The sequence below is a fragment of the Kitasatospora sp. NPDC015120 genome (genome assembly GCF_043080305.1).
In the GTDB taxonomy this organism is placed as follows: Bacteria; Actinomycetota; Actinomycetes; order Streptomycetales; family Streptomycetaceae; genus Kitasatospora.
Genome location: NZ_JBIBVJ010000022.1, coordinates 48,042 through 66,199, shown reverse-complemented (window position 1 = coordinate 66,199; position 18,158 = coordinate 48,042). Strand labels below are relative to the sequence as shown.

Here is an 18,158-nt window from a genome sequence, read left to right as displayed (position 1 = left end):
CCCTGTCAGAGCACGTCGTCCAGTTCGCGCAGCAGCCGGGCCTTGGCCCGGGCGCCGACCACCGACTTCACCGGCTCGCCGCCGCGGAACACCATCAGCGTGGGCATCGACAGCACGCCGTACGCCGCCTGGGTCTGCGGGTTGTGGTCGACGTCCAGGCTGACCACGGTCAGCCGGTGCGCCTCCTCCCGCGCGATCTCCGCCAGCACCGGCACCATCTGGCGGCACGGCGGGCACCAGTCGGCCGTGAAGTCCACCAGCACCGGCCCCTCGGCCGCCAGCACCTCGGCGGCGAAGGTCTCGTCCGTCACCGCCGCCACCCCTGTGATCTGCACCATGGCCTACCTCTTCTCCCACTCGTCCCGGTCGGGGGCCGCCGGTCGTACGGCCCACTCGCACTGCGGCGGTTCCACCGAGGCCCCCGCGGCGAGCGCGTCGCGCTCCCGCTCGGCCCGGGCGTACTGCTCGGACACCCGGGTGCGGACCTCCTGCAGCCGGGCGATGCACTCGTCCAGCTCGGACAGCTTCTTCCGGTAGACCTCCAGCGAGGCCGGGCAGGAGTCGCCGTGCGGGTGCCCGGCCTGCAGGCACTCGACGAACGGCCTGGTCTCCTCCAGGCCGAAGCCGGAGTCCTTCAGGGTGCGGATCTGCCGCAGCAGCCGCAGGTCCTCCTCGCCGTACGCGCGGTAGCCGTTGCCGGCCCGCCGGGCCGGGAGCAGCCCGAGCTGCTCGTAGTACCGCAGTGCCCGGGTGGTCGTCCCCGCCCGCTTCGCCAGTTCACCGATCCGCATGTCCGGACCCTGCCCTTCCGGCCGCTGTTCGAACGCCGCCGGGAACGACGGTAGACCTTGACGCGGGCGTCAACGCCAGCGCCGGAGCGGACCGGCCGGTGCCGGATGCCGGTTCAGTGCTGGGTGTTGTAGAAGCCGATCAGCACCGCGCCCCACCAGCCGGCCTGCGAGACCAGCGCGGAGGCGGCGCCCCGGGCCAGCAGCGGGGCCGGCGGGCGGCGCTCCCCGTACGCCGCCAGCCGGCGGTGCAGCGTGCCGGCGTACACGCCGTTCAGCGCGATCACCAGCACCAGGACCAGCTTGAGCTGCGTCAGCCCGGCGTCCAGGTGCGGCTCCAGGAGCACACCGGTGAGCGTCAGCCCGAGCAGTCCGCCCCAGACCGGCACGTGCAGCGGGGAGGTGAAGTGCACCACCTCGCGCAGCGAACGGCGGCCGAGCAGCCAGAGCAGCCCGTAGTAGTCGATCGCCAGCACCGCGCCGAAGCCGGCCACCAGCGCGGCCAGGTGGCCGAAGAGCGCGACGGTGTGCAACGCGGGGTCGGTGTGCAGGTGCCCGGCGGTCCAGGCGCTGGCCGCCCACAGCAGGCAGACGGCGGCGGCCGCGGCGGCGACGCGCCCTCTGCGCCGGGCGTCGTCCGGCGCGTCCGCGGCTCCCCCCGGGGCCGGGGCGGTCGGGTGGTACGGGGGCATGACGGCTCCGTGGTCGAGGGGAGGAGGACGCGAAAGCAAGGGTAGGTTTCCCTAACTTTCGTACCGGCGTCAACTTCCGGCCAGTCACCGCAATGATTCGGCCACCCACCATCGGTGGCCGCCGGCCGTGCCCCGCCGTCCGCCGACCGGGGCGACCCGGCAGGATGGCCCCATGGATCTCGGACTGCAGAACAAGGTGTACGTGGTCACCGGCGCGACCCGCGGGCTGGGCCTGGCCACGGCCCGGGAGCTCGCCGCCGACGGCGCCCGGGTGCTGGTCACCGGCCGGAGCCCGGAGGCGGTGGACGCGGCCGTCGCCGACCTCGCCGCCCTCGGCGAGGGGCCGCGGGCGGTGCACGGGCTGGTGGCCGACAACGCCGACCCGGCGACCGCCGAGCGGCTGGTCACGGCGGCCGTGGAGCGCTTCGGCCGGCTGGACGGCGTGCTGATCAGCGTCGGCGGACCGCAGGCCGGCCCGGTCGCCACCGCCCCCGAGGAGGCCTGGCGGGGCGCCTTCGAGTCGGTCTTCCTCGGCGCCCTGCGGATCGCCCGCACCGCCGCCGCGGCGCTCGGCGAGGGCGGGGTGATCGGCTTCGTGCTCTCCGGCTCGGTCCGCCAGCCCATCGCCGGCCTCGGCATCTCCAACGGGCTGCGCCCCGGCCTCGCGATGGCCGCCAAGTCGCTCGCCGACGAGCTCGGCCCGCGGGGCATCCGGGTGGTCGGCCTGCTGCCGGCCCGGATCGACACCGACCGGGTGCGCGAACTCGACGCCCTCGGCGGCGACGCCGAGGCCACCCGCGCCCGCCACAGTGCCGACATCCCGCTCGGCCGCTACGGCACCCCCGAGGAGTTCGGCAAGGTCGCCGCCTTCCTGCTCTCCCCCGCCGCCTCCTACCTCACCGGGGTCATGGTCCCCGTCGACGGCGGCGCGCTGCGCGGGCTCTGAGCACCACCGGGCGGCGTCAGACCACCCGCGGCTGCCGGCCGCGGCGCCGGCGCCGCCCGGTCACCCCGGGCCGGGCCGCGACCACCCGGATCCGCAGGTCGGCGGGCAGATCCGGCAGGCCCAGGCTGGACAGCGCCCCGGCGCGCGGGCCGGACTCGAAGTGCTCGGCGAGCGCGCCCGGATCACCGCCCGGGGTCATCCGCACGGCCGCCCGCAGCCGCAGGTGCCGCGTCCCGCGCACCAGCCGGACGCCCACCCGCTCGACCTCCGGCAGCTCCACCGCCCCGCTCTCCACCGCCTCCTCCAGCGCCCGGGTCCGCAGCCGCAGCCGCAGCCCCGGCGCACCGGGGGTGGGCAGCACCACGCTCGTCGGACCGCTGCGGCGCAGCTGGGCCAGCAGCCACCAGGCGGTGGCGGCGACCACCACGGCCGGCCCGGCGATCACCACCGGCCACCACCAGGACTCACCCGTCCAGCGGGTGCGGGAGTCGGCGCTCACCACCGGCTGGTCGGGCGAGGTGAGCGGCCACCAGGAGGGCGGGTCGACGCCGAGACGCCCGTACAGGTCGAGCCCGCCGGCCAGCACCAGCACCCCGGCCGCCAGCAGCGCCAGCCCGACCACCCCCAGCAGCAGCCGGTTGACCGTGCCGCGGCTCATTCGGCGCCCCCGCCCGGCGCGGCCCTGGTGTCCTTCCCGGGCCCGTCCGCGGACTCCCCGCCCCGCCCGGCGTCCTCGGCCGGCCCGGGTCCATGCCCGGTATCCGCATCCGGCCCGGGCTCACGCCCGGCGTCCTCGGCCGGTCCGGTCGCACCGGGCCGCCCGGGCTCACGCCCGGTATCCGCATCCGGCCCGGGTTCCCCCTGCGGCCTCGCGCGTCCGCGCCGGCCCGCCGTCCGCACGTCCAGGCGCGGCGGCCGGGCCAGGGTGACGGCCGCCAGCTCCTCGCGCAGCCGGCGCTGCACCGAGGCCGGGTCGGCCGGGCCGGTCAGCGCGATCCGCACCCGGCGCCGGCCGACCCGCACCCGCAGGTGCTCGACGCCCGGCAGCACGGCGGCCCGGTCGGCCAGCAGGGCGGCCACCCCGGCGCGGTCGACGGCCGCGGCGGTGGCCCCGTGCGGGCGCAGCGGCAGCCAGCGGCGCAGTCCGGGCGCGAGGGCCAGCCCGAGCAGCAGGGCGCCGAGCAGCACGCCCGCACCGGCGCCGACCAGCACGGCCGGGTCGTCCAGGTGCCGGGTGGCCAGTTCGTCGGCCAGCTCCGCCCGCCACGGCCGGGCCCGGTGCCCGGTCCGCACGGCGATCACGTCGTACAGCAGCGCCCCGGCCACCACCAGCAGCACGGTGGCCACCACGGCGGCGGCCACCGTGCGCGGGGCCCGCGGCCGGCGCACCTTCCCCGTCTGCGCCGCCCCCGCCCCCTCGGCCGCCACGGGGCCGGAGCCGTGCACCCCGGCGCTCACCGGGCGGTCTCCGGGACCAGGTGCTCGACCATCACGACGACCTCGGACACCCGGCTGCCGGTCAGCATGCGGGTGTCGGTGGTGACGCGGTCGCGGACGGCGCGGGCGAGTGCGGCGAGGTCGGCCGGGAAGGGGAGGTCGACGGAGACCCGGACGGTGACCGGGGCGCCGGGGCTCGCGGGTCCGGTGACCGAGACCTTCGGCGGGCCGCCGCGCGCGCTGCGGCCGTGCCAGGCGTCGGCGAGCGCCTCGCGGGCGGCGCGGGCGGCGATCCGGGCGTAGACGCGGTCGGCGAGCCGCAGCCGGCCGCGGGCGCCGGGTTCCCGGCGGGCGGTGACCGGGACGAGGCCCGCCATCAGCGGCGCCGGTCGCGGCCGCGCAGCAGTTCGCCGAGCTCGCCGGGTTCGATGTCGCCCTCCAGCAGGCGGCCGACCACGAATCCGGCCGCACCGAGCACCGCCACCAGCAGGAACGCCGCGAAGCCGCCGAAGTATCCGGCGAAGCCGAGGGCCATTCCCACCACCAGGCCGACGATGGCCAGGTTCATCCGTTCCACCTCGTCTTCCGCCGGTACCGCTACGGACTACTTCAGCTTGGGCCGTTGCCCGGAGGAGGGTTCTTCTTCCTCCTCCTCGACGACGTCGGGCTCGTCGGGCAGGTGGACGTCGTTGACGGCGATGTTGACCTCGACGACTTCCAGTCCCGTCATCCGCTCGACCGCGTCGATGATGTTCTCCCGCACCTGGCGGGCGAGTTCGGGAATGACGACGCCGTACTCGACGACCAGCGCGATGTCGATGGCGGTCTGCTTCTCCCCCACCTCCGCCTTGATGCCGCGCCCGACGCTGCCGCGCCCGCCGGGCACCCGGTCGCGCATCGCCCCGAAGGTGCGGGCGAGGCCGGAGCCGAGGGCGTGGATGCCGCTGATCTCGCGCGCGGCCATTCCGGCGATCTTCTCGACCACGCCGACGGCCAGCGCGGTGCGGCCGCGCTCGCCGACCGTCCTGGCGGCGTCCGGAGCCGCCGATGGGACGGCGGTGTGCGGGGCGCCACCGTGCGGGGCGTTCTTGTGCAGGGTGGCGGGCGTCGGAGTGTCAGACATGGCTCATCTCCCGTCGTGCGGCTCCAGCTATATCGCAAATCGGTCCAACTCTGGCATTTCGCCACGAATCCCGCCCCCGGAGCAGCCGGAAGGCCCGAACGCCGGAGGCCCGGCGCCGTGGGTGCGTCCCACGGGGCCGGGCCTCCGGTGCGGTGGCCTCCGGTCAGTCGCCGAGGCCGGCGAGGTCGCGCAGCCGGCGGGCCTGCGCCGCCCGTTCGGCCGAACGCTGCTCGTCGTAGGAGCGGCCGGCGGCGCCCTGGAGCAGGGCCTTGGTCTCGATGACCGCGTTGCGCGGGGCGGCGAGCAGGGCGGCGGCGAGGTCGCGGGCGGCGGCGTCCAGCTCGGCGGCCGGGACGGCGAGGTTGGCCAGGCCGATCGCGGTGGCCTCGGCCGCGCCGATCCAGCGGCCGGTGGCGCAGATCTCCAGCGCCCGGGCGTAGCCGACGAGCTCGGTCAGCGGCTTGGTCCCGGCGAGGTCGGGGACCAGGCCGAGCGAGGTCTCCTTCATGGAGAACTGGACGTCCTCGGCGACCACCCGCAGGTCGCAGCCGAGGGCCAGCTGGAAGCCGGCGCCGACGGCGTGGCCCTGGACGGCGGCGACGGTCACCAGGTCGGGGCGGCGCCACCAGGTGAAGGCCTCCTGGTAGCCGGCGATGGTCCCGTCGAGCTCCTGGTCGCCGGAGGCGGCCAGCTGCAGGAAGCCGGGCTCGCCGGGGATGCCCTCCGGGGTGAACATCGCGCGGTCCAGGCCGGCCGAGAAGGAGATGCCCTCGGCGCGGAGCAGCACCACCCGGACGGTCCCGGGCAGCTCGCGGCCGATCGCGGCGAGGGCGCGCCACAGCGCGGGCGACTGGGCGTTGCGCCGCTTGGGCTGACAGAGGGTGACGACGGCGAGTTCGCCGTCGATCTCCAGGCGGACGCCGTCCTGCTCCCGGTGCGGGGTCTGCGGATCGGTGACGGGAGCGGTCATGCGGGGACCTCCGGTGGCGAGGGTGCTTGGCTACCGGAGAGTAACAAAACTGGCGGCGCGACGGCAGGGGGCAGCCCGCGGGCGCCCCGGGGCGCCGGACGGCCGGGCCCGCGGACGGCCCCGGCATGACGATCGGCGGCCGGTCCGCTCCGGCCGGGGGCGGACGCCCAACGGCCGTCCCCCCGGTCGACGCCCTGCCGCCGAGTCATCCGTCCAGTCGATTGACGGAGCGTCAGGAACCAGCTCCAGCAGGAGCTTTGTTCTTGCCCCGCGTGGCACCGCCGCGGCCCCGGAGAATCACCCCGGACTCGCTCAGCATGCGGTGCACGAAGCCGTACGAGCGACCGGTCTCCTCCGCGAGGGCGCGAATGCTCGCCCCGGAGTCGTACTTCCTCTTGAGATCGGCCGCGAGCTTCTCACGCGCGGCACCGGTCACCCGGCTGCCCTTTTTCAGAGTCTCGGCCACCCGTGCCTCCTCGTAGCGTTGCTCGGTCAGATTCCCATGATCACCCATCCACCGCGTCCTGGCCACCCATTCGACAAGGTCCATGTCCGCAACGGGCGGTCCTGCGGTGGTGATCCGAGCGCACAAGGGCGCTCACGCTGAGTGCACGCCCCCGGGGACATTCCGCCGTTCGATGCGAAAGGGCTGATCAGCAGCATGCGCCCGACCACGATCGAGTGGCGGGCCGACGAAAGCTCCTCAAACGGAATGCAGGACCGCTTCATTCCCGGACACGCCGAAAGGACTAGTTTTTCTGGCCCAAAGAACGGAGTTCGCGTCTAGCCCCGGCCGGACGGGAAGGCGAAGGCCCGGTCGCCCGTACGGACGACCGGGCCTGTGCGGCACGGGATCAGGCCAGCGTGACCAGGTCCGCGTAGGCCGGGCTCCAGAGGTCCTCGACGCCGTCCGGGAGCAGGATGATCCGCTCCGGCTGGAGCGCGTCGACCGCGCCCTCGTCGTGGGTGACCAGCACGACCGCACCGGAGAACTCGTGCAGCGCGCCGAGGATCTCCTCGCGGCTGGCCGGGTCCAGGTTGTTGGTCGGCTCGTCCAGCAGCAGGACGTTGGCGCTGGAGACCACCAGGGTGGCCAGCGCGAGCCGGGTCTTCTCGCCGCCGGAGAGCACCCCGGCCGGCTTGTCGACGTCGTCGCCGGAGAACAGGAAGGAGCCGAGGATCTTGCGGACCTGGACCAGGTCCATGTCCGGCGCCGCCGAGCGCATGTTCTCCAGGACCGTGCGCTCCGCGTCCAGCGTCTCGTGCTCCTGGGCGTAGTAGCCGATCTTCAGGCCGTGGCCCGGGATCACCTCGCCGGTGTCCGGCTTCTCCACCCCGGCCAGCATCCGCAGCAGGGTGGTCTTGCCCGCGCCGTTGAGGCCCAGCACGACGACCCGCGAGCCGCGGTCGATCGCCAGGTCGACGCCGGCGAAGATCTCCAGCGAGCCGTAGGACTTGGACAGGTCGCTGGCGGTGAGCGGGGTCTTGCCGCACGGCGCCGGGTCCGGGAAGCGCAGCTTGGCGACCTTGTCGTTGGCCCGCACCGTCTCCAGACCGGCCAGCAGCTTCTCCGCCCGGCGGGCCATGTTCTGCGCGGCCACCGTCTTGGTCGCCTTGGCGCGCATCTTGTCCGCCTGCGCGTTCAGCGTGGCGGCCTTCTTCTCGGCGTTGGCCCGCTCGCGCTTGCGGCGCTTCTCGTCGTCCTCGCGCTGCTGCTGGTACTGCTTCCAGCCCATGTTGTAGACGTCGATCGCGGAGCGGTTGGCGTCCAGGTAGAAGACCTTGTTGACGACCGTCTCGACCAGGTCGACATCGTGCGAGATGACGATGAAGCCGCCCTTGTAGGTCTTCAGGAAGTCCCGCAGCCAGGCGATCGAGTCGGCGTCGAGGTGGTTGGTCGGCTCGTCGAGCAGCAGCACGTCGGAGTCGGAGAACAGGATCCGGGCCAGCTCGACGCGGCGGCGCTGACCGCCGGAGAGGGTGTGCAGCTGCTGGTTGAGGATGCGGTCCGGCAGGCCCAGTGCGGCGGCGATGGTCGCGGCCTCGGCCTCGGCGGCGTACCCGCCCTTGGTGAGGAACTCGGTCTCCAGGCGCGCGTACTTCTTCATCGCGTTCTCGCGGGTGGCGCCCTTGCCGTTCGCCATCCGCTCCTCGTTCTCGCGCATCTTGCGCAGCACGCTGTCCAGGCCGCGGGCGGAGAGGATGCGGTCCTTGGCCAGCACGTCGAGGTCGCCGGTGCGCGGGTCCTGCGGCAGGTAGCCGACCTCGCCCGAACGGGTCACCGTGCCGGCGGCCGGAATGCCCTCGCCGGCCAGCACCTTGGTGAGCGTGGTCTTCCCGGCGCCGTTGCGCCCGACCAGACCGATCCGGTCGCCGGGGGCGACCTTGAAGCTCGCCGACTCGATCAGGATCCGGGCGCCGGCACGCAGTTCGAGGCCGTTGGCGGAAATCATGGCTGGGTACTACTCCTGGGACGTGGGCGGGCGACCGGACGCGGTCCGGACCCGGGACGGGGAAGGGGGTCGTCGACGGGGCTCTGCAGGACCGCGCGGGGGCGGCGCCGCTCGCCCGTCATACCCCGGAGAAATCAGCCATGGCGGCTAGTCTACCGGGCCGCGCGGGCGGTCCCGGGAGAATTCCCGCCCGGCCCCCGGGCCCGGCGCTACTGCGGCCGGGCGCCGTCGTCGCCGCAGCTGCCGACCGGGCGCACGGCGGCGAACGGCTCGGCCGGGCTGCCGCAGGCCGCCTCGGGCGCCGCCGCCCAGGTGTCGAAGACCTTCGGCGTGACGATCGGTCCGTCCGTGATCAGCACCCGGCGCGCGTCCAGCGCCTTCATCTCGACCCCGGGGCCCGCGTTGAGCTGCCAGCCGCTGCTGTCCAGCCGGTAGCCGGAGATCCCGCCGGAGACCGGCTGCCCGGTGCTGTTGGTGCAGGTGCGCGGCACCAGCACCGCGAAGTCGGTGGCCACCGTGCGCTCCGGGTCGTAGACGCAGTTGCCGGCCGGCTTGGAGTTGTAGCGCAGGTCACCGTCGGCGTCCCGGAAACCCATCGTCAGCTCCGGTGTGACCACCGCCACCCAGGGCGTGGACTCCCGGACGGTGCGCAGCGCGGCCGCGGCCCGCTCGGCGGCCAGCTGCTTGCGCTGCTCCTCGGTGCGCTTGTCGGCGCCGGGCTCGCCCGCGCCGCGCAGCCAGTCGGCCAGGCCGGGCACCGCGCGGTGCCAGCGCACCTGCTGGTCGCCGGGCCGCACCGAGGTGACCAGGCCGTCGTCCCAGACCACCACGGCGTTCTCGCCGGCCATCGACAGGTGGAGCGCGGTGGCGCCCTCCCGCTGGTAGGACCAGGCGTGCTCGCCGGTGGCCCGGTGGTAGGCCTCCAGGCCCGGGCCGACCCGCAGCTCCAGGTCGGCCGCGTCCAGTGCGGCCGTGGGATCGGCGCTGGTGTCCGCGACGCCCTTCGCGGCCACCCGGTCGCCGAACGGGACCGGCTTGTTGGCGTGTGCGGCGGCGCCCGCCACAAGGACCAGCAGCACCGCCAGGGCAGGGAGGATCGATCGGGGGCTGAGGGCACGCGACTTCCAGGACACGGGCGGAGCGTACCTTTCGCCGCCCGCGCGAGTCAGCCGGGCTTTCCCGTACGGCCGAACGGCCGAACCCCGTCCGCCGGTTCCCCGCGACCCTCGCGCGCCCGCCCGGCGACCTGCGCCGTCGGGCCCCGCGCCGCCCCGCCCGGCCCCGGCCCGGGGCGCCCCGGTAGGGCGACCGGGGGCCCGAGGACTGTTACGGAGGTGATACACGGCACACGCCGGACGGCTCCGGACGGCGTTCGAATATCGCCCACTTTAGGGTGACATTCGGCTTTTCCCCGCCCGCCCGGCCCTACTGTCGGCGAGGGATCCGCCACGCAGCGTGTCCTCCCCGCTCCGCCCCGCCCTGCTCCGCCCCGCCCGTGGCACCGTCCGGGGGCCGCCGCCCGAGGAGAGACCATGCGATTCGGCCGCCTGGCGCTGGCCGCCGCCACCCTGCTGCTGCTCGCCACCGCCAGCGTGCCCGCCGGGACACCGCTGGGCCAGACCGAGCGGCACGCCCTCTCCTCCGACGCCGTCGCCCCGCACGGCGCGGCCCCCCGCCCGGCGGTCCAGCGCCCGGCGCACGAACCGCCGTTCGGGGCCTTCGTCGGCTCCTGGGACACCTACATCCCGCAGATCGGCCGGTACGCCCAGTGGCTCGGCGACGCCAACCTCCAGGTCGGGCACACCTATCTGGCGGGCAACGGCTGGGCCGACATCGAGGGCGAGCCGATGGTGCTCGCGATGTGGTCGCAGTGGCGGCTGGCCGAGCCGTCCCGGATGCTCGTGCTCGGCGTGCCGATGCTGGCGCCCAGTGAGGCGGACGTGCCGGACGGCGAGGTGGCCGCGCTGCTCGGCCAGGGCGCCCGCGGCGACTTCGACCGGCACTTCCTGAAGCTGGCCCGCCGGCTGGTGGCCCTCGGCGGCGCCGACACCGTGCTCACCCTCGGCTGGGAGATGAACGGTGTCACCTACACCCACCGCTGCAAGCCCGACCCGGCCGCCTGGAAGACCTACTGGCGGCGGATCGTCACGGTGATGCGCTCGGTGCCCGGGCAGCGGTTCCGCTTCGACTTCGCGCCCAACCGGGGGCTGGACGCGATCCCGTGGACCAAGTGCTACCCGGGCGACGACGTGGTCGACATCATCGGCATGGACAACTACGACCAGCCGGCCGGCGGCACCTTCGACGACTACGTGCGCGAGCCCTACGGGCTGCAGGACCAGGTCGAGTTCGCGGCCAAGCGCGGCAAGCAGGTCTCGTACCCCGAGTGGGGGCTGTTCCGCAACGGGGACAACCCGGAGTTCGTGCAGCGGATGGTGGAGTGGATCCGCACCCACGACACCGCGTACCAGACCGTCACCGACTACTGTCCGCACGGCTTCTGGCAGTGCGACCGCAACCCGCGCTCCAGCGAGCGGTTCCGCCTGCTCATGACGGGCTCCCCCGGAGCGCCGGCCCCGGCCCCCACCCCGGCCCCGGGGGCGCCGACGCCCCCGGCAGCCCCCGCCGCCCCGGTGCCACCCGGCCCCGGGGCGCGGTAGCGGGGCCGCGCCGGTCAGTTCCGGCGGCGGGCGGCGAGCGCTTCCTTGAGCCGCGGCGCACGGGTCGCGAGCAGGTGCACCGCGGCCCGCCGGGCGCGCACCGCCCCGCTGCGGGCCGCGGCCGTCGGGGCCGCCCCGCGCGGACCGAACAGCAGCCGCTGGTTGGGCAGCTGGTCCGGACGCCAGCGCTGCTTGTACGGCTCCTGGCCGCGCAGCAGGCTTATCACCGGGATCCCCGCGCCCAGCGTCTCGTCCAGCGCGGCGCCGAACAGCAGGCCGGCGATGTCCAGCCGCTCCCGCAGCGCCGGGTGCGCGCCGTACAGGTAGAGGCCGCTGAAGGAGGGGCAGAGCAGCACCAGGTCGACCGCCACCAGCTCGCCGTCCAGCCAGAACCGGTGGACGGCCGCGCGGCCGGTGGCGACCAGCCCGACGGTGGACTCGGTGAGGTGCCGGCGGAACCGCTCGGTGCGGTGCTCCGGGGTGACACCGCGCTCCTGCCACTGCAGGACGTGCAGCCGCAGCAGCCCGTCCAGCGCCTGCGGCACCTCCTGCGGAGCGGTCGCGCGCACCTCCACGCCGGACTCGGCGATCTTGCGCAGCTTGACCCGGCTGCGCTGGGCGGTCCGGCCCGGCACCCGCTTGAGCAACTCGTCCATCGGGGCGGCCGGCAGGTATTGGCAGAGCGAGTCGGGGAACCGGCGGCGGCGGCCGTGCCACTGCTCGAACACCCGCTGGACGGCGGCCTCCGGACGCACCTCGCGCAGCTCCAGGCTGTGCCAGGGGCGGGTGAGCGGCAGGGCGGCGGCGAACTCGGCGGCGGCGCGGTCGGCGCAGTCGTCGTCGAGCAGGACGTCGGTGAAGTCGATCAGCCCGGCGCCGAGGCCGGTCAGGCCGCCGAACGGTCCGCCGCGCCGGTGGAACGCGCCCGCGCCGACCAGCCGGCCGTCCCGGCGCACCAGGACCACCAGCAGCGCGCCGGGGGTGCCGTACTGGCGCCACCAGGAGCACTGCCAGGCGGCCGACTGGAAGAAGGTCGCCGTCCGGCAGCGGGCCACCAGGTCGTCCCACTCCCCGGCCACGGCGTCGAGGGCGTCGTCCTCGCGGTGCAGTTCGGTGGTCCAGCGCGAGGAGCGGGCCGGGGCGGGGAGGCCGGCGGCGGGCGCGGCGGCCCCGGTGCTCATCGCTTGCTCCCGGCGCCCGCCCCGGCCCCGGCCCCGGCGAGTTCGGGCGCGGGCCCGGCGGCGGGCTCCGTGGTGTCCGGCTCCCCGGCGGCGGCCTCCGCGGTGTCCGGCTCCCCGGCGGCGGGCTCCGCGGCGGCGGCCTCCGTGATGTCCGGCTCCCCGGCGGCGCTCCCGGTCGGCGCGGCCCTGCGACGGCGGGTCATCATCACCAGCGCGCCGATCAGCACCCCGGCCGAGCCGCCGACCGCGACGTCCAGCTTCCCGGACGGCGTGGTCGGCCGCTCCGGCTCCGCGGCGGCGGCCAGCGGCACCAGCCGCACGCCGGTCTCCCGGCTGCTGGTGTTGGCGAAGGCGACCAGCGAACGGGACACCGCCTCCGCCGCCCGGACGGCCTCCTCGGGCCGGGGGCCGGTGCCGGTGATCTCGATCATCGGGGCGTCCGGCGAGGTGGTGCCGTGCACCAGGGACGCCAGCTCGGCCGTGCGGTGCCCGGTCTCGGCGGCGGCCGTCGCCAGCACCTGCGGCTGACCGGCCAGCCGGCCGTACGCCTGGGCGAAGTTGACCGCGGCGACGGTCTCGCCCGGGGTCTCGGGCACCACGATCACATAGGAGTTGGCGGCGTACGAGGGGTGGGCGACGACGGCGTACCCGGCGCCGGCCACGGCGCCCAGCGGCACCGCGAGGACCACCGGCCACCAGCGGCCGACCAGCCGGCGGGCGATTCTGCGCGGTTCGGTCATGGGGAACTCCTTGGCTGTGCGGGCCGCCCGGCCGGCGGCCCGGTGGCGGCGGGGGTGCTGCCGGCTCACGCCCGGGCCAGCCGGTCGTAGAGGGCGCCGAGGTCGGCGGCCACCCGGACGATGTCGTAGTGGCCGACCGCGGCGGGCCGGGGCAGCGGGTCGGGGCCGGGGCCGCCGAGGCCGCGACGATCGCGCAGCTCGCGCAGCGCGGCCGTGTAGGCGGCGGCCCCGGAGGGGATCCGGCGGGCCTGCGGGGCGGCGCCGGGCGGCAGCTCGTCCAGCGCCGGGCAGGCGCTGTGACGCACCGGCAGACCGGCGGCGAGCCCCTCCAGCACGCCGAGGCCGAAGGTCTCCTCGGTGGAGGGGGCGGCGAGCACGTCCAGGGCGGTGAGCAGCTCGGGCACGTCGTCGCGCTCGCCGGTGAGCACCAGGCGGTCCCGGACGCCGAGGGCGGCGGCCCGCCGCTCCAGGGCCGACCGCTCGGGGCCCTCGCCGACCAGTACCAGGCGGGCCGTGCCGTCCAGCCCGGCCAGCGCCTCCAGCAGGACGTGGAAGCGCTTGCCCGGGACCAGCCGGCCGATCCCGCCGATCACCCAGCTGTCCGGCGGCAGGCCGAGTGCGGCGCGGGTCCGGGCGCGGGTGGCGGCCCGGTCGGCGGGCGGGCGCCGGAAGCGGGCGGCGTCGATGCCGTTCGGGATCAGCTCCACCCGCTCCGGCGGGACGCCCCAGGAGTGGAGGGTCCGGGCGACCTGCCGGGAGACCGCGACGGTGGTGGTGCCGAGGCGTTCGGCGGCCAGGTAGAGGCCCTTGACGCCGCGGGTGACCGGGCGGCCCTCGATCACCCCGGCGTGCAGCGAGTGCTCGGTGGCGACCACCGCCCGCACCCCGGCCAGCCGGGCGGCGAGCCGGCCGTACAGCCCGGCCCGGAAGAGGTGGGTGTGCACCAGGTCGTAGCGCCCGGCCCGGACCCGGCCGACCAGCCGGGGCAGCGCGCCGGCGTCCCGGTTGCCGCGCATGCCGAGGTGGTGGACGGTGACCCCCTCGGCGCGCAGCGCGTCGGCCACCGCGCCGGGGTTGGTCAGCGCGAGCACCTCGCAGTGCTGGTGCGCCGGCAGATGGCGCAGCAGCGGGGGGAGCTGGCGCTCCGCTCCCCCGGAGGAGAGCCCCGTGACGATGTGCAGAACCCTCACCGGTCAGCCGCCCGCCCGCTTGCCCGCCCGCTGGCGCAGTTCGGCGACGGTGTCGCGCAGGCGGTGGCGGCCGCGCTTGGCGCGCAGGCGCCAGGCGCCGTCGCGGTCGCCGACGTAGCAGCGGGGCAGCGCGAAGCGGCCGGTCAGCGGGGAGTGCGCGATCGCGCAGGCGTAGTCGTACCCGGCGTCCCGCACGGCCTGGGCGGCGGCCGCGTCGACCGCGCCGTACGGGTAGCAGAAGCCGGTGACCGGGCCGCCGACCACCTCCTCCAGGACCCGCCGGCTCTCCCGGGTCTGGGCGGCGAGCACGTCGGCGGGCAGGCCGGTCAGCGCCTGGTGGCCGAGTCCGTGCGAGCCGATCTCCCAGCCCGCGGCGGCGAGGTCGGTGACCTCCTGCACGGTGAGCAGGGTCTTGCGGGGGCCCTCGCTGTCCCAGTCGTTGGCGCGGCCGAGCAGGTCGGCGACCACGTACGCGGTGGCGGTGAAGCCGTACGCCTGGAGAATCGGGACGGCGTGGCGGGCGAAGTCGGCGTAGCCGTCGTCGAAGGTGAGGCCGACCAGGTCCTCGGCCCGCCCGGCCGCCCTGGCCCGCATCAGCTCCCGCACCGAGACGCCGCGCCGCCCGCGCCGGTGCAGCCAGGCGATCTGCTCGGCGAACCGCTCGGGGCTGACGGTCAGCTGGTAGGGGTCCTCCTTCTCGACCGCCACCGAGTGGTACATCAGGATCCACGGCGAGGTGGTCCCGGTGACCGGCGCCTCGGGCAGCGGCCGCCGGCTCCCGGGCAGCCGGGCCGGGGGTCTGCGCAGGCCGGAGGGCGGCGCGCCGGTCCGTGGTGCGTCGGCCCGTGGCAGCTCGGTGCGCGGGCCGCCGGCCACCGGTGCGGCGGGGCCGCGCACACCGGACGGGACCGACCGGACTGATCCCCGTTCAGCATCCATGGGGAGGCTTCCCTTCATCGGCGACAGGAGACGGTCCTGGGACCGGTCCCAGGACCCGCAGGGCGGCCCGGACCGGGCCCCGCACCTCGCGGGCTCCGAGGCCGGTGCCCAGGGCGGCGAAGGCCAGCGCGACGGTGAGACCACCGAGCGCGGTGGACAGCAGGGGGTCGGCGGCCAGACCGGCGGCGGGCGTGCCGAGCGCGGCGGCGCCGGCGGCCGCGGCCAGCAGCCGGGCGTGGCCGCCGAGGACCCGCCGCAGCCGCAGCGGGATGCCGCGCAGCACCAGGCCGTGCAGCAGCAGCGCCGCAGTGGCGGTGATGCCGGCCGCGTTGCCGGCGGCCAGGCCCAGGGCGCCGAACCGGGGGGTGGCGAGCACGCCGACGAGGACGGTGACGACCAGGCCGAAGGCCATGGCGGCGGCCGGGTACCAGTCGAGCAGCCGGCGCCCGCCGTCCTCGGGGCTGGGGTCGCCGGCCCGGCGCACCACCGGGCGCAGCGAGAAGTAGGGGCGGATCATCACCCCGATCAGGGCCTGGGCGAGCAGGCCGAAGCTGTAGACCCGGATGACGGCGGCGGTGGCGGCGGTGTCCCGGGGGCCGAAGGCGCCGCGTTCGAAGAGCAGCGCGACCACCGAGGGCGCGCAGGCCATCAGGAAGGCGGTGCCGAGCAGGACGACGGCCGCCGCCTGGCCGAGGTCCTTCTCCACCCGGTCGCGGGCGGCGGTGACGTCCCCGGCGGCGAGCGCCCGGGCGACCAGCGGGAAGGTGACGGTGCAGATCAGGATCCCGGCGGTCATGGCCAGCTGGGAGACCTTGGCCGCGTAGTTGAGGTGCGAGATGGTGCCGGGCGGCAGCGCCGAGCCGAGGAACCGCTCGATGAAGACCTGGGCCTGGCGGGTCAGGGTGAACACGCCGACCGGCAGCAGGGCGAGCGGGATCAGCACCAGGGCGTTGCGCGAGCGCCGGCCGCGGGCCGGGCGTCCGCCGCCGCCCCGCAGCCGGCGCAGGAACGGCCCGACCAGCAGGCCGGCCATCAGCAGGCCGCCGAAGGCCACGCCGATCGCGGCGGCCCGGACGCCCCAGAGCGCGTGGCAGGTGAGCAGCACGCCGAGGATGCCGAGGTTGTAGGCGACGTAGATGCCGGCCGGGGCGGTGAACCGGTGGTGGGCGCGCAGGGCGGCGGCGAGGTAGCCGGCCACGCCGAACGGCAGCACGGTGATCGCGGTGATCCGGGTGCAGGTGACGGCGAGCCGGGGGTCGGCGAGGCCGGGGGCGAGCAGGCCGACCAGCCGGGGGGCGCCGAGCGCGGCGCCCAGCGAGAGGGTGGAGAGGGCGAGCAGCAGCCAGGGCAGGGTGGCGCGGACCAGCTGGCGGACCGGGTCGGGGCCGTCGGGGCGTTCCTCGCGGAGCACCAGGGCGAGCGCGAAGGCGGGCACCATGAGGAAGGACATGGCGTCCTCGATGAGCAGCGGTGCGGCGGTCTCGGGGACGGTCCAGGCGACCAGGAACGCGTCGGTGCCCTGGTTGGCGCCGAAGTAGCGGGCGAGCAGCAGGTCGCGGAGCAGGCCGAGGGCGGAGCCGGCGGCGCTGAGGACGGCGGTGACGCCGAAGGCCCTGGCGAGGAAGCCGCGGCGCGGGCCGGCGGCGGGCGCGGCGGCGGCCGGCGCGGGCCGGGGGGCGGGCAGCGCCGGGGAGCCGAGCGCGGTGGGCCGGTCCGTGGTCATGCGACCGCCTCGCGGGGACGCGCGGCACGGGCGGCGAGGCCGAGGACGACCGAGGTCAGCACGGTGGTGGTGCCGCCGATGTCGGCGTAGAGGAAGTCGACCAGGACCCAGGTCAGCAGGGCGAGGGCGGCGAGGCCGGGGCCGCGGGCGGTGCGCAGGCAGCCGAGGAGCAGGCCGAGGAGGAGCAGGCCGTAGGCGGCGATGCCGATGAGGCCCTGCTCGCTGAGCACCAGGAAGTACATGTTGTGCGGGGAGAGCAGCGGTTCGCGCTGGAAGCCGATGGTGGCGTCGGCGGCGTCGCTGCCGGAGGAGAGCCGCAGCGGGGCGTGGCTGTCGCGCAGGCGCTGGAAGGCCTTGGGGCCGGCGCCGGAGACGGGGTGGTCCTGCCAGATCCGCCCAGCGGTGGCCCACAGGTCGTAGCGGTCGGAGACCGACTGGTCGGGGGCCTCGGAGACGGAGCCGATCGAGGTGAGCCGGGCGGTGACGCCGGAGCCGCCGAGGCCGAACCCGCCGACCAGGACGACGGCGGCGGCCGTGGCGAGGACGGCGCCGCGCACGGCGAGCCGGGCGTCGGCGCGCAGCAGCAGGACGGCGGCGGCCACGGCGGTGGCGATCCAGCTGCCGCGGCTGAAGGAGACGGCGAGCGGCAGGACGAGGAACGCGGCGGCCGCGAACAGGGCCCGCCGCAGCCGGGCGTTGCCGTCCGGCCCCCGTTCGGCGACGGCGAGGGCGAGGGCCGCGAGCAGGCCGTAGCTGACGACGGTGGACATCGCCATGATGTCCAGGGCGCCGAAGGTGCCGACGGCGCGGATCGGGCGGCCGGTGTAGGAGGCGCCGGTGCCGGTGAGGAACTGGTGGGCGCCGACCACGCCCTGGACCAGGGCGGCGGCCACGAAGGAGCCGAGGACGAGCCGCTGGTCGGTGCGGTCGCGCAGGGCGCACAGCACGGCGGCCGGGACGAGCACGAAGACCTGGGTGAGCCGGACGAAGCCGGTGAGGCTGGTCGCGGGGTCGGTCGAGCCGACGGTGGCGACGGCGGCGGCGAGCACGACCGCGCCGAACCGGACGGCGTCGCCGCGGCCGATCGCGGGGGTGCGGCCGCGCAGCAGGTGCACGGCGGTGAGCGCGACCAGGGCGAGCGAGGCGAGGTCGGCGGCGGTGACGTGGACGGCGGCGGCGACGTCCTTCTCCCCGGTGGGGACGCAGACCAGCAGCACGGTGGCCGCGGCCACCAGGCTGGGGCGCCGGTGGACGACGCCCCCCGCGCGCCGTAACAGCCCGGCGGGGCGCGGGGGTGCGGCGAGGGTCAGGGCCAC

Annotated in this window: 20 protein-coding genes; 2 read left to right on the top strand and 18 right to left on the bottom strand. The window is 76.0% G+C overall.

Annotation, left to right across the window (positions count from 1 at the left end):
• Positions 1-5: 5 nt before the first annotated feature.
• The 3 genes from trxA to ACF1AK_RS31190 all read right to left on the bottom strand — a co-directional run bounded on the left by trxA (position 6) and on the right by ACF1AK_RS31190 (position 1,480).
• Positions 6-338, bottom strand: coding sequence for a thioredoxin (gene trxA / locus ACF1AK_RS31200; RefSeq protein ID WP_380628038.1), 333 nt, complete (start codon positions 336-338; stop codon positions 6-8).
• A 3-nt stretch (positions 339-341) separates the two neighbouring features.
• Entirely contained in the window at positions 342-791 is a 450-nt protein-coding gene (locus ACF1AK_RS31195; RefSeq protein ID WP_391502210.1) for a MerR family transcriptional regulator, read from the bottom strand.
• A gap of 113 nt (positions 792-904) precedes the next feature.
• Complete coding sequence (locus ACF1AK_RS31190; RefSeq protein ID WP_391502209.1) at positions 905-1,480, bottom strand: hypothetical protein; 576 nt, start codon at positions 1,478-1,480, stop codon at positions 905-907.
• A gap of 172 nt (positions 1,481-1,652) precedes the next feature.
• Between ACF1AK_RS31190 and ACF1AK_RS31185 the strand changes: the two genes are divergently transcribed.
• The gene (locus tag ACF1AK_RS31185) at positions 1,653-2,426 is read left to right on the top strand and encodes an SDR family oxidoreductase (RefSeq protein WP_391502208.1); all 774 of its coding nucleotides are present in this window, start codon (positions 1,653-1,655) and stop codon (positions 2,424-2,426) included.
• Positions 2,427-2,442: 16 nt separating this feature from the next.
• On the opposite strand, the gene ACF1AK_RS31180 is transcribed toward ACF1AK_RS31185, so the two are convergent.
• The 9 genes from ACF1AK_RS31180 to ACF1AK_RS31140 all read right to left on the bottom strand — a co-directional run bounded on the left by ACF1AK_RS31180 (position 2,443) and on the right by ACF1AK_RS31140 (position 9,542).
• Positions 2,443-3,084, bottom strand: coding sequence for an alkaline shock response membrane anchor protein AmaP (locus ACF1AK_RS31180; protein ID WP_391502207.1), 642 nt, complete (start codon positions 3,082-3,084; stop codon positions 2,443-2,445).
• Entirely contained in the window at positions 3,081-3,884 is an 804-nt protein-coding gene (locus ACF1AK_RS31175; RefSeq protein WP_391502206.1) for a DUF6286 domain-containing protein, read from the bottom strand. The genes ACF1AK_RS31180 and ACF1AK_RS31175 overlap by 4 nt, the downstream gene beginning before the upstream one ends.
• Complete coding sequence (locus ACF1AK_RS31170) at positions 3,881-4,240, bottom strand: hypothetical protein (protein ID WP_391502205.1); 360 nt, start codon at positions 4,238-4,240, stop codon at positions 3,881-3,883. The genes ACF1AK_RS31175 and ACF1AK_RS31170 overlap by 4 nt, the downstream gene beginning before the upstream one ends.
• The gene (locus ACF1AK_RS31165; protein WP_380287688.1) at positions 4,240-4,431 is read right to left on the bottom strand and encodes a hypothetical protein; all 192 of its coding nucleotides are present in this window, start codon (positions 4,429-4,431) and stop codon (positions 4,240-4,242) included. The genes ACF1AK_RS31170 and ACF1AK_RS31165 overlap by 1 nt, the downstream gene beginning before the upstream one ends.
• 36 nt (positions 4,432-4,467) lie before the next feature.
• Positions 4,468-4,986, bottom strand: coding sequence for an Asp23/Gls24 family envelope stress response protein (locus ACF1AK_RS31160; RefSeq protein WP_391502204.1), 519 nt, complete (start codon positions 4,984-4,986; stop codon positions 4,468-4,470).
• A 163-nt stretch (positions 4,987-5,149) separates the two neighbouring features.
• A complete protein-coding gene (locus ACF1AK_RS31155; protein ID WP_391502203.1) occupies positions 5,150-5,956 on the bottom strand; it encodes an enoyl-CoA hydratase/isomerase family protein in 807 nt (268 codons plus the stop codon).
• Positions 5,957-6,188: 232 nt separating this feature from the next.
• A complete protein-coding gene (locus tag ACF1AK_RS31150) occupies positions 6,189-6,422 on the bottom strand; it encodes a helix-turn-helix domain-containing protein (RefSeq protein WP_350548483.1) in 234 nt (77 codons plus the stop codon).
• 388 nt (positions 6,423-6,810) lie between these two features.
• Entirely contained in the window at positions 6,811-8,409 is a 1,599-nt protein-coding gene (gene abc-f / locus ACF1AK_RS31145) for a ribosomal protection-like ABC-F family protein (RefSeq protein ID WP_380287685.1), read from the bottom strand.
• A 209-nt stretch (positions 8,410-8,618) separates the two neighbouring features.
• Entirely contained in the window at positions 8,619-9,542 is a 924-nt protein-coding gene (locus ACF1AK_RS31140) for a hypothetical protein (protein WP_391502202.1), read from the bottom strand.
• Positions 9,543-9,941: 399 nt separating this feature from the next.
• On the opposite strand from ACF1AK_RS31140, the gene ACF1AK_RS31135 reads away from it, so the two are divergent.
• On the top strand, positions 9,942-11,069 hold the full coding sequence (locus tag ACF1AK_RS31135; protein WP_391502201.1) for a glycoside hydrolase family 26 protein: 1,128 nt from the start codon (positions 9,942-9,944) through the stop codon (positions 11,067-11,069).
• A gap of 14 nt (positions 11,070-11,083) precedes the next feature.
• Here the strand turns inward: ACF1AK_RS31135 and ACF1AK_RS31130 are convergent, their stop codons facing one another.
• The 6 genes from ACF1AK_RS31130 to ACF1AK_RS31105 all read right to left on the bottom strand — a co-directional run bounded on the left by ACF1AK_RS31130 (position 11,084) and on the right by ACF1AK_RS31105 (position 18,158).
• The gene (locus tag ACF1AK_RS31130) at positions 11,084-12,250 is read right to left on the bottom strand and encodes a GNAT family N-acetyltransferase (protein ID WP_391502200.1); all 1,167 of its coding nucleotides are present in this window, start codon (positions 12,248-12,250) and stop codon (positions 11,084-11,086) included.
• Positions 12,247-12,990, bottom strand: coding sequence for a hypothetical protein (locus tag ACF1AK_RS31125; RefSeq protein ID WP_391502199.1), 744 nt, complete (start codon positions 12,988-12,990; stop codon positions 12,247-12,249). The genes ACF1AK_RS31130 and ACF1AK_RS31125 overlap by 4 nt, the downstream gene beginning before the upstream one ends.
• Before the next feature lie 65 nt (positions 12,991-13,055).
• Positions 13,056-14,180 (bottom strand): glycosyltransferase, encoded by a 1,125-nt coding sequence (locus ACF1AK_RS31120; protein ID WP_391502198.1) that lies wholly within the window; start codon positions 14,178-14,180, stop codon positions 13,056-13,058.
• 3 nt (positions 14,181-14,183) lie between these two features.
• Positions 14,184-15,119: a polysaccharide deacetylase family protein gene (locus ACF1AK_RS31115; RefSeq protein ID WP_391502197.1), complete on the bottom strand. Its 936-nt coding sequence runs from the start codon at positions 15,117-15,119 to the stop codon at positions 14,184-14,186.
• Positions 15,109-16,842, bottom strand: coding sequence for a lipid II flippase MurJ (locus tag ACF1AK_RS31110; RefSeq protein ID WP_391502196.1), 1,734 nt, complete (start codon positions 16,840-16,842; stop codon positions 15,109-15,111). The genes ACF1AK_RS31115 and ACF1AK_RS31110 overlap by 11 nt, the downstream gene beginning before the upstream one ends.
• Positions 16,839-18,158, bottom strand: coding sequence for an O-antigen ligase family protein (locus ACF1AK_RS31105; RefSeq protein ID WP_391502195.1), 1,320 nt, complete (start codon positions 18,156-18,158; stop codon positions 16,839-16,841). The genes ACF1AK_RS31110 and ACF1AK_RS31105 overlap by 4 nt, the downstream gene beginning before the upstream one ends.

Bases quoted from the DNA above. Each gene is read 5' to 3' on its own strand.
- ACF1AK_RS31160 (WP_391502204.1), bottom strand. From the start codon at position 4,986: ATGTCTGACACTCCGACGCCCGCCACCCTGCACAAGAACGCCCCGCAC.
- ACF1AK_RS31170 (WP_391502205.1), bottom strand. From the start codon at position 4,240: ATGGCGGGCCTCGTCCCGGTCACCGCCCGCCGGGAACCCGGCGCCCGC.
- ACF1AK_RS31115 (WP_391502197.1), bottom strand. From the start codon at position 15,119: ATGGATGCTGAACGGGGATCAGTCCGGTCGGTCCCGTCCGGTGTGCGC.
- ACF1AK_RS31130 (WP_391502200.1), bottom strand. From the start codon at position 12,250: ATGAGCACCGGGGCCGCCGCGCCCGCCGCCGGCCTCCCCGCCCCGGCC.
- ACF1AK_RS31110 (WP_391502196.1), bottom strand. From the start codon at position 16,842: ATGACCACGGACCGGCCCACCGCGCTCGGCTCCCCGGCGCTGCCCGCC.
- ACF1AK_RS31195 (WP_391502210.1), bottom strand. From the start codon at position 791: ATGCGGATCGGTGAACTGGCGAAGCGGGCGGGGACGACCACCCGGGCA.
- ACF1AK_RS31135 (WP_391502201.1), top strand. From the start codon at position 9,942: ATGCGATTCGGCCGCCTGGCGCTGGCCGCCGCCACCCTGCTGCTGCTC.
- ACF1AK_RS31185 (WP_391502208.1), top strand. From the start codon at position 1,653: ATGGATCTCGGACTGCAGAACAAGGTGTACGTGGTCACCGGCGCGACC.
- ACF1AK_RS31125 (WP_391502199.1), bottom strand. From the start codon at position 12,990: ATGACCGAACCGCGCAGAATCGCCCGCCGGCTGGTCGGCCGCTGGTGG.
- abc-f (WP_380287685.1), bottom strand. From the start codon at position 8,409: ATGATTTCCGCCAACGGCCTCGAACTGCGTGCCGGCGCCCGGATCCTG.
- ACF1AK_RS31190 (WP_391502209.1), bottom strand. From the start codon at position 1,480: ATGCCCCCGTACCACCCGACCGCCCCGGCCCCGGGGGGAGCCGCGGAC.
- ACF1AK_RS31180 (WP_391502207.1), bottom strand. From the start codon at position 3,084: ATGAGCCGCGGCACGGTCAACCGGCTGCTGCTGGGGGTGGTCGGGCTG.
- ACF1AK_RS31165 (WP_380287688.1), bottom strand. From the start codon at position 4,431: ATGAACCTGGCCATCGTCGGCCTGGTGGTGGGAATGGCCCTCGGCTTC.
- ACF1AK_RS31155 (WP_391502203.1), bottom strand. From the start codon at position 5,956: ATGACCGCTCCCGTCACCGATCCGCAGACCCCGCACCGGGAGCAGGAC.
- trxA (WP_380628038.1), bottom strand. From the start codon at position 338: ATGGTGCAGATCACAGGGGTGGCGGCGGTGACGGACGAGACCTTCGCC.